Origin of the sequence: Methylosinus sp. Ce-a6 (assembly GCF_009811655.1) — a bacterium.
Classification (GTDB): domain Bacteria; phylum Pseudomonadota; class Alphaproteobacteria; order Rhizobiales; family Beijerinckiaceae; genus Methylosinus.
Genome location: NZ_BGJX01000001.1, coordinates 65,951 through 78,569, shown reverse-complemented (window position 1 = coordinate 78,569; position 12,619 = coordinate 65,951). Strand labels below are relative to the sequence as shown.

The 12,619-nt window shown below is 61.5% G+C and carries 16 protein-coding genes; 10 read left to right on the top strand and 6 right to left on the bottom strand.

The features are described 5' to 3' along the window. Positions 1-23 precede the first annotated feature (23 nt). The 6 genes from Mspo_RS00480 to Mspo_RS00455 form a co-directional block, all read right to left on the bottom strand. Complete coding sequence (locus tag Mspo_RS00480; protein WP_159725980.1) at positions 24-389, bottom strand: response regulator; 366 nt, start codon at positions 387-389, stop codon at positions 24-26. Continuing rightward, positions 386-664: an STAS domain-containing protein gene (locus Mspo_RS00475; RefSeq protein WP_159725979.1), complete on the bottom strand. Its 279-nt coding sequence runs from the start codon at positions 662-664 to the stop codon at positions 386-388. The genes Mspo_RS00480 and Mspo_RS00475 overlap by 4 nt, the downstream gene beginning before the upstream one ends. A gap of 36 nt (positions 665-700) precedes the next feature. Further along, positions 701-1,171: a chemotaxis protein CheW gene (locus Mspo_RS00470; RefSeq protein ID WP_159725978.1), complete on the bottom strand. Its 471-nt coding sequence runs from the start codon at positions 1,169-1,171 to the stop codon at positions 701-703. Positions 1,172-1,173: 2 nt separating this feature from the next. After that, complete coding sequence (locus tag Mspo_RS00465) at positions 1,174-2,571, bottom strand: methyl-accepting chemotaxis protein (protein WP_159725977.1); 1,398 nt, start codon at positions 2,569-2,571, stop codon at positions 1,174-1,176. A 442-nt stretch (positions 2,572-3,013) separates the two neighbouring features. Next, the gene (locus Mspo_RS00460) at positions 3,014-3,277 is read right to left on the bottom strand and encodes a hypothetical protein (RefSeq protein ID WP_159725976.1); all 264 of its coding nucleotides are present in this window, start codon (positions 3,275-3,277) and stop codon (positions 3,014-3,016) included. A gap of 81 nt (positions 3,278-3,358) precedes the next feature. Then, positions 3,359-3,730 (bottom strand): hypothetical protein, encoded by a 372-nt coding sequence (locus Mspo_RS00455; RefSeq protein WP_159725975.1) that lies wholly within the window; start codon positions 3,728-3,730, stop codon positions 3,359-3,361. A gap of 294 nt (positions 3,731-4,024) precedes the next feature. Between Mspo_RS00455 and Mspo_RS00450 the strand changes: the two genes are divergently transcribed. From Mspo_RS00450 to Mspo_RS00405, 10 genes are read left to right on the top strand one after another with little or no spacing between them, the layout of a single operon-like run. Then, positions 4,025-5,263 carry a flagellar hook protein FlgE gene (locus Mspo_RS00450; protein ID WP_159725974.1) on the top strand — a complete coding sequence of 413 codons (1,239 nt, stop codon included), beginning with the start codon at positions 4,025-4,027 and terminating at the stop codon, positions 5,261-5,263. 24 nt (positions 5,264-5,287) lie between these two features. Continuing rightward, positions 5,288-6,775 carry a flagellar hook-associated protein FlgK gene (gene flgK / locus Mspo_RS00445; RefSeq protein WP_159725973.1) on the top strand — a complete coding sequence of 496 codons (1,488 nt, stop codon included), beginning with the start codon at positions 5,288-5,290 and terminating at the stop codon, positions 6,773-6,775. 15 nt (positions 6,776-6,790) lie between these two features. Further along, positions 6,791-7,840 (top strand): flagellar hook-associated family protein, encoded by a 1,050-nt coding sequence (locus Mspo_RS00440; RefSeq protein WP_159725972.1) that lies wholly within the window; start codon positions 6,791-6,793, stop codon positions 7,838-7,840. Positions 7,841-7,867: 27 nt separating this feature from the next. Then, positions 7,868-8,215 (top strand): flagellar biosynthesis regulator FlaF, encoded by a 348-nt coding sequence (gene flaF, locus Mspo_RS00435; RefSeq protein ID WP_159725971.1) that lies wholly within the window; start codon positions 7,868-7,870, stop codon positions 8,213-8,215. A 7-nt stretch (positions 8,216-8,222) separates the two neighbouring features. Continuing rightward, positions 8,223-8,633: a flagellar biosynthesis repressor FlbT gene (gene flbT / locus Mspo_RS00430; RefSeq protein WP_159725970.1), complete on the top strand. Its 411-nt coding sequence runs from the start codon at positions 8,223-8,225 to the stop codon at positions 8,631-8,633. A gap of 12 nt (positions 8,634-8,645) precedes the next feature. Further along, the gene (gene flgD / locus Mspo_RS00425; RefSeq protein ID WP_201281590.1) at positions 8,646-9,065 is read left to right on the top strand and encodes a flagellar hook assembly protein FlgD; all 420 of its coding nucleotides are present in this window, start codon (positions 8,646-8,648) and stop codon (positions 9,063-9,065) included. Next, positions 9,062-9,328 (top strand): flagellar biosynthesis protein FliQ, encoded by a 267-nt coding sequence (gene fliQ / locus Mspo_RS00420; protein ID WP_159725969.1) that lies wholly within the window; start codon positions 9,062-9,064, stop codon positions 9,326-9,328. The genes flgD and fliQ overlap by 4 nt, the downstream gene beginning before the upstream one ends. A 54-nt stretch (positions 9,329-9,382) precedes the next feature. Next, positions 9,383-11,467 (top strand): flagellar biosynthesis protein FlhA, encoded by a 2,085-nt coding sequence (gene flhA, locus Mspo_RS00415; RefSeq protein ID WP_159725968.1) that lies wholly within the window; start codon positions 9,383-9,385, stop codon positions 11,465-11,467. 2 nt (positions 11,468-11,469) lie between these two features. Then, entirely contained in the window at positions 11,470-12,219 is a 750-nt protein-coding gene (locus tag Mspo_RS00410; protein ID WP_159726131.1) for a flagellar biosynthetic protein FliR, read from the top strand. A gap of 5 nt (positions 12,220-12,224) precedes the next feature. Beyond that, positions 12,225-12,617: a hypothetical protein gene (locus Mspo_RS00405; protein ID WP_159725967.1), complete on the top strand. Its 393-nt coding sequence runs from the start codon at positions 12,225-12,227 to the stop codon at positions 12,615-12,617. Positions 12,618-12,619: the final 2 nt, after the last annotated feature.

Genomic DNA, 12,619 nt, shown 5'->3' with positions numbered 1-12,619 from the left:
CCACGGACGATCTCCCTACACGCTTACACGGCCACGCGGCGAATTGCGTCCACGAGCTTCACTGGACTGAACGGCTTGACGATCCAACCGGTCGCTCCGGCCCGGCGCGCGCGGTCTTTCTTTTCGCCGTCGCTCTCCGTCGTCAGCACGAGGATAGGCACGCCGCGATGCTTCTCGTGCCGCCGCACGCCTTCGATGAATCCGAAGCCGTCCATGCGGGGCATGTTGATGTCGGTGACGATCACATCGGGCGTCTCCTTCTCGAGCACTTCGAGCCCATGCACCCCGTCCTCGGCCTGCACGACGCTGAAGCCCGCTTCGGAGAGGGCGAGCATCAACATTTCGCGCATGGTTCTGGAATCGTCGACGGTCAGAATAGTCTTGCTCATTTCGTACTTTCCTGTTCGGAAATTTTGGTGAAGGGAACGCCGAGCGTCTCCAGGGCCTCGAGGAGCGCGTCGGACGGATGGACGACGCTCAGAGGCATGCCGTCTGTCGTCCAGGTCGCATGAGCCGACAACAGCACCTGAATGCATTGCGCGCCGACTCTGGCGACGTTCGAGGCGTCGATCGTCAGCGGATTGCCGCGCGCATGCAGAAGCTCTGTCGCGAGCGGAGAGGCGGCGCGAATATCGAGGATCTCGGGGAGGCGGACAGTGACCATGAGGCTCGTCTCATTTTTTTGCCTGGGCGGCCTCGCTCAAGCTGCGTCGAGAGTGGGCTCCGGAAGGAGATTTTGGATCGTCAGCACGCTGATCATCTCGTCTCCGGCGGCGACGACGCCCTTGACGAATGTCCGTGCGATTTCCGAGGCGACTTCGGGCGTCGGCTGAATCGCGTCCGGCGTCAGCGTCAAAATGTTGGAGACGGCGTCGACGAGAAGCCCGGCGACCTGGCCCGCCGACTGCACGACGATGACCGCATGACGAGCGGTGGGCTCGCTCTGCGTGAGGCCGAGACGCGTGGCGAGATCGATGACCGGCAGCACGGCGCCGCGAAGATTGATGACCCCGCGCACGAAGCTCGGCGCATGGGGCAGCGGAGTCGCGGGCGTCCAGCCGCGAATTTCGCGGACCGCCATGATGTCGATGCAGAACGTCTGCGCGCCGATGTGAAAGGCGATAAACTCCTTCGCCTCATTCGTCGCCACGCGGGAAATCGTCTCGGCCATGATCAGAACTCCTCCCAGCCCTCTTCGATCTGCGCGACCTGCTCTTTCGGGAGAACCCCGCCACGCGTCGCGGCGCGCCGCTGCGGCGGCGTGATTGTCGATTGCGGCTTCGAGCGCTTTACGGTCGGAGCCTCGGTCCGCGGCCGCTCGCCGAGATCGAAGGCGCCGACGGAAGTCGACAGCCGTTCAATGTCATTCTTCAGACCGTGGCTCGCGGCCGTCGTTTCTTCCACCATGGCGGCGTTCTGCTGCGTGAACTGATCCATTTGCGCGACCGCCGTGTTGACTTCGGCGAGGCCGATCGCCTGCTCGCGCGCCCCATTGGCGATCTCGACGACGACCTTGTTCGCCTCCACCACCTGATTCACGATGCGATCGAGCGATTTGCCCGTCTGCGCGACCAGCGCCACGCCATCCTCGACCTGCGACGAGGAGGTCGAGATGAGGCTCTTGATCTCACGAGCGGCTTCGGCGGAGCGCTGCGCGAGCGCGCGCACCTCGGAGGCGACGACCGCAAAGCCGCGTCCCGCTTCGCCTGCGCGCGCCGCCTCCACGCCGGCGTTCAGCGCGAGAAGATTGGTCTGGAAGGCGATTTCGTCGATCACGCCGATAATCTGACCGATCTGGCGCGATGACGTCTCGATTCGTCCCATGGCTCCGATCGCATTGCGCACGATCTCGCTGCTGCGCGCGGCGTCGGCCTGCGCCTCCGAGACGACGGTGGCGGCGCGTTGCGCGCCGTCGGAGGTCTTATGGACCGTCGCGGTGATCTGCTCGAGCGCGGCGGAGGTCTCTTCGAGGCTCGCCGCTTGCTGCTCCGTGCGCTGCGCCAGAGCGTCGGCCGCGCCGGCGATCTCTCCCGTGCGCGAGGTCAAGCCGTCGATATGGCCGATGATGTCCGCGAAGGCGCCGCGCAACTTGTCGAGCGCCGCATTGTAGCAGTGGCGGATATTCTCGTAGTCGGTGGAGAAAGGATCGTTCAGACGGTGCGTCAGGTTACCGCCCGCGAGGCGATCGAGACCCTCGGTGAAGGAATGCACGAAGTTTTCATGCGCCGCGACATAGCCGCGCGATTGGGCGTCGCTCGCGGTCTGCCGTTCCGCTGCGGCGCGTTCTTCGGCGAGCTGCGTTTGCGCCCGGCCGCGCGCCTCGCTTTGCAATGTCGCGCGAAGATCGTTCAGCGCGTCGAAGATCGCGGCGAGCGCGCCGCTTCGCCCGCCGGCCGCGACGGGCGAATCCAGCTCGCCGCCACGAATGCGCTCTATCGCCGTGACGAGCGTCGTCGCAGGCTGCGAGACGTGACGCGAGATCGCTCGATGAGCGGCCGCGGCTCCCAGAATCGTGAGGGCGGCTCCGGCGGCTCCCCAGACCGGATCGAATGGCGCTTCGCTCTGCAGCATGCGCGGTCCGAAAAGGACGAGAGGTCCGGTCGCGATCCCGATCGCGGGCGGTAGAAGCGTCGCAAAGAATTTCACCGCTATGCCCTCGCTGCTGATGATTAAGACGAACGGGCTCCGCCGCTAATGGGGAACCTTACGATCGCTCAGACAGGCGAGGAGGACGAGATGTCTCGTCGCGCGCATGCGAGCTCTTTGCAGAGAGCGGCGTCGCGCTGGTTCGGCTGACAGTGCTGAAGGAGGCGCCCCGACGGGGACATGCCGGATCGCCGGCATATCGAGGCAGCTTCATGCTTTTGACCGACGCGAACGCGGTCAACCCGATATGCATTCAACCTAGCGGTGGGCGGTTAAATCTTCATTATCGGGCAATAGAGGCGTCCGCCGACGGCGAGCGCCGTGATTCGTGGGACCGGCCGCTGCGCCGAGAACGCGGCGCGGCGGTTCAGGCGACGCGGTGCGCAGGAATATAGGGAGTGACCCGCGGAGAGGACGAGGGCAGGTCGTTTTTGTGCCGGGCGTCGAGCGCCGCGACGGTCGGCCGGTGAACAGGCCCGTCGCTCTGCGCCGGCGCGTTCGAGCTCTCATAGATGCTCGACAATTCGCCGATGAACCGCTCCATGGCCTTCAACGCTTGATACTCGGGTATCTGCGTCAGCTGCTCGATCATCTGCTCGCGAAGCTGCTTCAATTCATTGATCGGATGCATGTCCATATCTCCCAGGAGCGGCGGGTCATTAACAAATTAGTAATCAAATCTGGTGCGAGCCTTGCGCCGCCGCCCCACTGCTCATTGAACCGCATAGTACGGGCCGCTCATCCGAAGCAACAGTTTCTTGTTGTGCGGCCAGCGGCCTTTCATCCGACAGCCGACGTCGACGCCGTTCTGCCAGACGACACTCGCCGCGAGCAGCGCGCATTGATGATCGTCATAGAGTAGAATAGACCGTGGGAGCGGCACGCGCTGAACCAGTCGAATCCTGATCCCCCCTTCGGTTCGGTTGCGATAGAGAAATTCGGTCAGAAAGCGCTCGCCGTCGTCGAGGATTTTGCCCGATTGCAAATGCGCCGGCCGCCTCGCCTCGCGCCGGCGCTCCACGAAAGACGCCGGCGGCGATTCGACGACGACCGAATAGGTGACGACGCCCTCTCTGGGAAGCATTCGTCCTGCGGCAGAACGAAACCACGCGTTCACGCCGACGTTCTTCGTCTTCGCTCCTTGTAGCACCTGCTTGCTTGGATCTCGTCTCGCCAACTCGAACATCCCTCTATCGACACGTCACGCAGAACGAGCTCGAACGGGCGAGCGTCGCGGCGATCGAGGAACGATATGAAGGCGATATTATTTCAAGGTTAACTGTTTTCATCTAATGCATCGAACGCACGCAGCCGACAGCCTCACGCAAGCTTTGCGACTTCTAATCTCCCTGTCTCACGGGCAATGAAGGAACGACAGATGACGGCGAGCGCCCTCTTCAACACTTCGGTGATGGGCATGTCAGCGCAGACCACGGCGCTCACCGCGGTCGCGGAGAACATCTCGAATTCGAACACCGTCGGCTACAAGGAGGCGACAACGCAATTCCAGACCCTCTTGACGAGCTTCCGAGGCGGCGAGGATGAAGGCGGCGGCGTCTCCGCCAGCAATGTCATCGAGGTCACCAAGTCCGGCACTGCGATCAACACGACGTCGGCGACCGACCTCGCCATTCAGGGCGACGGCTTTTTCGTCGTGAGCGACGCCAGCGGCAACACCTATTTGACGCGGGCGGGGTCATTCCTTCCAGACTCCCAAGGCCGGCTCGTCAATACGGCCGGCTATTATCTCATGGGCTACAGCTCCTCCGCCGCTTCGGCGCCGACCGATCCTGCGAGCCTCCAAGCGATCACGATTCCTTATGGCAAAGTGATCGGCGCGCCTTCCACTCGAGGTTCGCTGACAGCCAATCTCCCTTCCACCGCTTCGACGATCGCCGCCGCGGACCTTCCATCGGCGAATGCGTCGAGCTCGACCTACTCGAAAAAGACGTCGCTCACGGCCTACGACAATCTCGGCAATCCGTTGACGCTCGACGTCTATTTTTCGAAGACGTCGTCCAATGATTGGGAGATGTCGGTGTTCGACGCCTCGACCGCGACGAATGGCGGATTTCCTTATTCTTCCGGCCCCATCACGACGCAGACGCTGACGTTCTCCTCTACGGACGGCGCCATCACCGGCGGCTCCAGCGCTTCGATCGCCGTGCCCAACGGCTCGACGCTCACGCTCGATCTCAGTGGCGTGACGCAGCTCGGGTCGACTTTCTCCGTCTCCAACCCCACGATCGACGGCAACGCCGCCTCGCAGGTCAGCAGCGTCAACATCGCGAAGGACGGCACATTGAGCTATGTGCTCGGCAATGGGCAGACGGTGTCGGCCTACAAGATTCCGCTCGGCACAGTCGCGAGCCCGACAAATCTGCAGGCGCTCACCGGCAATACATTTGCCGTGACCAGGGAATCCGGCGCAGCCTATCTCGGCAATGCGAATTCCGGAAGCCTCGGCGCGATCGCCTCGGATCAGCTCGAGGGCTCGACTGTCGATCTCGCGACCCAATTGTCCAATATGATCGTCGCGCAACGCTCCTTTACCGCGAACAGCCAAGTCTTCCAGGTGGCGTCCGAAGTGATGCAAGTGCTCAACAATCTGAAGTAAGCAATTCGATGATAGGCGCTCGCCATGTCACTCACTAATGCGGGAGCGATCGCCAATCAGTCGCTCGGAACGATCGCAGCGCAAATAAATGTCGTATCGCGCAACATAGCCGGAGTGCATGTCTCCGGCTATGCGACAAAGACGGCCCTCGTCTCGACCGCGTCGAACGGCGGAGTGGCGGTCGATGGGGTGGCGCGCGCGACCAATGCCGCGCTCTTCCAAAACTCCCTGCAGGCTTCCGCCACGCAGGCGGCCGCGGCGGCTTTGTCATCGGGATTCGATCAAATCGATCAGGCGCTCGGACTTTCCTCCGGGTCCGCCACCGACGCCTCCAGCAATCGCTCGCCCGCGGCGTTGCTCTCGGCGCTGAAAAGCGCGTTGCAGAGCTATAGCGCGTCGCCTTCCGATACGACCGTCGCGCAGTCGGTTCTCTCGAGCGCCAAAGCCGTGGCTCAGGCGCTCAACACCGCCGACACGACGGTGCAGAGTTTGCGTGCGCAGGCCGACAACGATATCGCTTCGTCGGTCGCCAATATCAATTCAATTCTCACGCAGTTCCAGCAGGTGAACTCGGAGATCGTCGCCGGCGTGCAGACCGGCCGCGACGTCACCTCGGCGCTCGACCAACGGGATGCGCTTCTCAAATCGCTTTCGTCGGAAATCGGCGTCACGACAGTCACGCGCGCCAATAACGACATGGTGATCTACGCCGACGGCGGCGCGACTCTATTCGAGACGGCGCCGCGCGCGGTCGTATTCCAGGCCACCGGCGCCTACACGGCCTCGACGACCGGAAACGCCGTCTATGTAGATGGCGTTCCGGTGACGGGCGCCTCGGCTTCAATGTCCATTCAATCCGGCAAATTGCAAGGGCTCACGCAGCTTCGCGACGTTATCGCGCCACAATATCAGAGCCAGCTCGACGAGACCGCGCGCGGATTGATCGCCGCCTTCGCCGAGAACGATCAAACCGGATTGGGCGCGGCTGCGCCAGGCTTGTTCACCTATTCGGGAGCGACCTTTGTTCCCGGCGCGAGCGTCGCGCCGGGACTTGCGGGGCGGATCATCGTCAATCCCAATGCGGATCCGAGCCAGGGCGGCGATCTCGATCGGCTGCGCGACGGCGGCGTTTCTGACCCGACCAATGCCGCCTACATCTACAATACGACCGGCGCAGCGGGGTTCACGAATCGAATAAACGCGCTCGTCGCCGCCTTCTCGACGACGCAGAGTTTCGATCCTTCCGCTGGTCTCGGCTCGAGCCTCTCCTTGACGGATTTCGTGACCTCGTCGGTCGGTTGGTTCGAAGCGCAGCGCCAGCAGGCGTCGGATACCGAATCCTATCAGTCGACGCTCCTGTCGCAAACGACTGACGCGCTCTCCAATGCGACTGGAGTCAATCTCGACGAGCAAATGTCGAAAATGCTCGATCTCGAAAACTCCTATCAAGCGTCGGCGAAGCTCATTTCTGCAATCGACGCGATGTACACCGCCCTTTTTCAAGCGATCTGATGGATGGACGGACAAATGGTCTCGATCACTTCGACTCAATCGCTCACCAATGCGCTGCGACGCTCCGTTCTCGACGTTCAGACGCAATTGTCGAAAACTCAGACGGAGGTTTCGACCGGCCGCGTCGCCGATCTCGGCCTCGGCCTCGGAGCGGCGATCCAGCACGTCTATTCCTATCGCTTTCATGCCGACGATCTCGCGGCGCTCACCGCGAGCAATGATCTGATCTCGACGCGGTTGAGCGCGACGGACACTGCGCTGAGCTCGATCGCGACCACAGCGCAAAATTTCCTTCAGACGCTGGTGAGCGCTCAGTCGGGCGGCGGCAGTGACCCTGGGATCATTCAAGGTTACGCAGAGACCGGATTGAAGTCGCTGATCTCTGCTCTCGACACGAGCGTCGACGGGGTGCGGATCTTCGGCGGCGTGAACACGGGCGTCGCTCCGGTGGCCGACTATTTCTCCGATCCAGCATCGGCGCCGAAGCAGGCTGTAGATCAGGCCTTTTTCGCCGCATTCGGAATTGCGCAGGGAGATCCGGGCGCAGGCTCGATCACCGACCAGCAGATGCAGGATTTTCTGTCCGGTTCATTCGCCGATCTGTTTTCGTCGTCTGGATGGAGCGGAGCCTGGTCGAGCGCCACCGACGAGACGGCGACGAACCGGATCTCGCTGTCGCAGACCTCAGAAACGTCGGTCAGCGCCAATGAAACCGCGCTCCGTAGCCTTGCGCAGGTCTATTCGATGGTCGCGGATCTCGGCGTCCAGTCGTTGAGCAGGCCCGCATATCAACAGGTTCTCCAGACCGCGTCGGCGACAATGGCCGATGCGATTTCCAGTCTGACGACGCTGCGGGCGAAGGTCGGCTTGATGCAGAAGGCGATATCGGACGCAAACGACTCGCTGTCGGCGCAACGCGACATGATCGCCACGCAGATCGGCGCTCTCGAGAATGTCGATCCTTACGAGGCTTCGACGCGGCTGAACAATCTCACGACTCAGCTCGAGACTTCCTATACGTTGACCGGGAAGATTCAAAACCTCACCCTGTCGAAATATATCTGAGCGCAAGCATGATCCGAAGAGAATCGCATGTACCGTAATGTCTATGCGCAGACGGTCGAAGACTCCCCCGCCGCTGCTCGTGTACGAGAGCGAGCCTTGCTCGAGCGCGCGATTCGGCTTCTCGCCGTCGCGAAGGTGAAAGGGGTGAGAAGCAGCGAATCATTCGAGGCGACAGCGAACATGCGCCGAATTTGGACGGTGTTCATCGAGGATCTCGGCAGCGATGGAAACGCGCTTCCCGAGGCGCTCCGCGCCTCGCTCATATCGATCGGTCTCTGGATCCTGCGCGAGCTCGAGGCGATCGATTGCGGCAAGTCCGACAATCTCGACGGCGTCATCGAGATCAACCAGATGATCGCCGATGGGCTGAGCTGAGGGCGGCATGAACATTTCGTTACGTCGGGGCGAAAAGCTCTATCTCAATGGCGCGGTCATCCGCGCCGACCGAAAAGTCTGCATCGAACTGCTCAATGACGTGACATTTCTGCTCGAAAACCACGTCATGCAGGCGAAGGATGCGACGTCTCCCCTGCGGCAGCTCTACTTCGTCGTGCAGCTAATGCTGATGTCGCCGAATGACGCCGCCGCGGCGATCGATATGTGCCGCAGCATGCTGGCGTCGCTCAATGCGGCGTTCGGCGACCCGCGAATTCTCAATGGATTGGCGCAAGTCGCCAAATCTGTCGACGAAAAGCGCATGTTCGATGCTTTGAAGACGATCCGGGCGCTGTTTCCCTACGAATCGGAGATAATGAGCCCGATTTCGAAGCAGGACAGCGGCAAGGCTGCCTGAGGAGGCGATACCGTGACGGTGACTTCCACGACCTCGCTGACCAATGCGAGCGCCACGACGAGCTCGAGCACGACGACGTCGACGAGCAGCTCCACGAAGGCGCTCGGCTATGATCAATTTCTGACGCTTCTCGTGACCGAGATGAAATATCAGGATCCGACGAAGCCGATGGATCCGACTGAGACCGTTTCGCAGCTCGCGTCGTTTTCGGCGGTCGAGCAGGCGGTCAAGACGAACTCCACGCTGACATCGATCCTGAACGCGAATTTGCTGACGCAAGCGAGCTCGTATATCGGAAAGACGGTCTCGTCCTCCGATGGCTCGTCCTCCGGGACCGTCGCTTCGGTGACGATTTCGAGCTCCGGCGCGACTGCGACGCTTACCAATGGATCGACGATCTCGCTCGGTTCGGGCGTGACGGTGAGCGGATGAACGAGGCTGACGCGCTCGAAATCATGCAGCGCGCGATCTTTACCGTGCTCGTCGTATCGAGCCCGATCGTCGGCGCGGCAATGGCCGTCGGAGTCGTAATCGCGCTGTTGCAGGCCATGACGCAGGTCCAGGAAACGACCTTGACCTTCGTGCCGAAGATCGTCGTGATCTTCGTCGCTCTCGGGCTCTCCGCGCCATTCGTGGGCGCGCAGATCCAGGCGTTCACCGATTATGCGTATTCGCGTATCGAGAAGGGATTCTAAGTGTGGCCGCGTCTTTGACGTCGCGGGGCGCCTGACATTGCCGGGAGAGAGACGATGAGCGACGCCGCATTGGCTGCACGCGCGCCGGAGGGGCGCGTCAAGGATGTCGGCTTCGCCCTGGCGATCGTCTTCATCCTTTGCATCTTCTTCCTTCCGATTCCGCCATTTCTCATCGACATGGGCCTCGCATTCTCGATTGCGCTCGCAGTGCTCATATTGATGGTGTCGCTCTGGATTCAGAAGCCGCTCGAATTCTCCGCCTTTCCGACGATTCTCCTCGTCGCGACGATCTTGCGTTTGTCGCTCAACATAGCGACGACGCGCCTCATTCTCGGACATGGCGCGGAAGGCACCGCTGCGGCCGGATACATCATCGCCGGCTTCTCTAAGCTCGTGATGAGCGGCGACTTCGTCATCGGCCTGACTGTCTTTGCGATCATCGTAACCGTCAATTTTCTCGTCATCACCAAAGGCGCGACGCGTATCGCCGAAGTGGGCGCGCGTTTCACTCTCGACTCGATTCCGGGCAAGCAGATGGCGATCGACGCCGATCTGTCCGCCGGCCTCATTGACGAAAAGCAGGCGCAGCTGCGGCGTCGTGAGCTCGAGGAAGAGAGCTCGTTCTTCGGCTCGATGGACGGCGCCTCGAAATTCGTGCGCGGCGACGCCATCGCCGGCCTCGTCATTCTCGCCGTCAATATTTTCGGCGGTATCGTCATCGGCGTCACGCGCCATGGCATGCCGCTGTCGAACGCGGCCGATGTGTTCACCAAGCTTTCGGTAGGCGAGGGGCTCGTCTCTCAAATCCCGGCGCTCATTGTTTCGCTCGCGGCCGGTCTACTCGTTTCGAAGGGTGGAACGCGCGGATCGACCGAGCAGAACATCGTGCGCCAGCTCGGCAGTTATCCGAAGGCGCTCTATGTCGCCTCGTCATTGCTGTTCGTGCTCGCAATGATGCCGGGACTGCCGCTGACGCCCTTCATGATGCTCGGCGGCGCGATGGCCTTCGTCGCTTATTCCACGCCGAAGCAGGCCGCGAAGCTTCGTGCGAGCGAAGAAGCCAAAAAGGCGGAGGACGAGCGGCGCGCGCAGGCGGAAGCGAAGGATTCGATTCGCGAATATCTCAAGACGCCGGGCGTCGAGCTCTGTCTCGGAAAGCAGCTGTCGGCGCGTCTCTTGATGTCGCAGGATGAGCTCGCGCATCGTGTCGGAAAAATGCGCCGCAATTTCGCTCGCCAGTATGGCTTCGTCATACCAGAGATCAAGCTGACCGACGATCTCGCGCTTAAGCAGAAGAGCTATCAGATCAAGATTCATGGCACTGTCGTCACGACGCAGGAATTGCAGCTCGGCCAGCATCTGATCATCGTCGGTCAGGGCCGTCAGCCGGACCTGCCCGGCGACGAGACGGTCGATCCGGCCTTTGGACTGAAGTCTTTCTGGATTCCCGACGCTCTCGTGGCGGAGGCGCGTCGCGAGGGATTCGAGCCGGTCGATCCGATCTCCGTGCTGCTCACGCATCTTTCGGAAGTGTTGCGCAACAATCTGTCGCAGCTATTGTCCTACCGCGACGCGCGCATGCTTCTCGACCGGCTCGAGCCGGAATATCGTAAGCTCATCGAAGAGATGGTGCCAAATCTGATCTCCAACTCCGGCCTACATTCGGTGCTCAAATTGCTGCTCGCGGAGCGCGTTTCGATCCGCAATCTCGATCTCATCTTGGAAGCGGTCGCCGAAGTCGTTCCATATTCCCGTCGCGCCGAGCCGATCGTCGAACACGTTCGCACGCGCCTCGCGCCGCAAATTTGTGGCGAGGTCGCGGTGAACGGCGTATTGAGCGTTTTGCGTCTCGGCGCGCGCTGGGATTTGTTCTTCCATGAGAGCCTACGCCGCGATGCGAAAGGCGAGATCGTCGAATTCAACGCCGATCCCTCGCTCATCGAGCAGTTCGGCCAGGAGGCGGGAGCAGCGATCCGCGACCGGATCGAGCGTGGCGACATTTTCGCCGTTGTGACGACCCCCGAGGCGCGGCCCTATGTGAAAATGATCGTCGGCCGCCTTTTTTCATCGCTCCCGATCTTGTCGCATCTCGAGATCGCTCGCGGCGTCGAGATCAAATCGCTCGGGACGATTTCGTGACGATGGGACTGACGGGCGTCGTCATGGCGCTCTTCATTTTGTTCTGCAGGATCGGCGCCTGCATCATGACGATGCCCGGCTTCTCGAGCCAGCGGGTGCCGGTGCGGGCGAGACTATATATCGCTATCGGGGTGACTGTGGCGCTCGCGCCCGCGCTCACGGAGGTCGTCGCGCCTGTCGTGGCGGAAGCGACGCCTGGAGGCGTCGTGTCCGTTCTGCTCGGCGAGCTTTTCGTCGGCGTGTTGATCGGCTCGATGGCGCGTTTGTTTTTTTTCGCGCTCGAGACGTTGATCACGGCTGCGGCGATGACGATGGGGCTCGGCAATATTTTGGGCGCCCCGGTCGAGGAGGCGGAGCCGCTCCCGGCGATGAGCTCCTTCATCATGCTCGGCGCCACCACATCGATCTTCGTGCTGGACCAGCATTGGGAGATCATTCGCGGGCTTTTCGCGTCCTACAGCGCCATTCCGCTGAGGGATGGCGTTCATGTCGATGGGATGCTGCGCGAATATATGAAGGTTCTGTCGCAGGCATTCCTGCTGGCGCTGCGCATCAGCAGCCCGTTTCTCATGTTCGGGTTCATCGTCAACCTCTCGTTCGGGTTCTTGAATCGAATGTCGCCGTCGGTGCCGGTCTATTTCGTGTCGACGCCATTGCTCATCGCACTGGGCGTCTATTGGCTCTATGTGATGGCCGATGACTTCTTCACGGCTTTCGCCTCGGCGTTCGGCGCCTGGCTCTTGTCGGGATAAAGGTGATGAATTGGAAAAATCAGCGGCGGATTCTCGCGGTGCACGAGCAACTTCACAGGATCGAAATCGGGCGACTGTCGCGTCTCGAACGCAGGGCGCGCGAGTTGAAGGAGGAGGAGGGGCGCATCGTGCGTTGTCTCGACGGCAATCGAGATATGATCGCGCTCTTTCCCGAGGTCGTTCTGCAACGGTTGAAGGCCAACATGAGGCAGCAGAAGGAACTCGGCGTAGAAGTCGATCGGCAGACGAATGTGACCTTGGAGCAGGCCAAGCGCGTGAAGCAGGCGGAGCGTCTCGTCGCGGATGCGGAGAAGGAGCGCGATCAGGTCGAGGATCTCGAATCTCTTCGGGAAATCATTGACGCTTGCGGTCGGCCGCGCGACTTCAGCGCGCCGTAAGT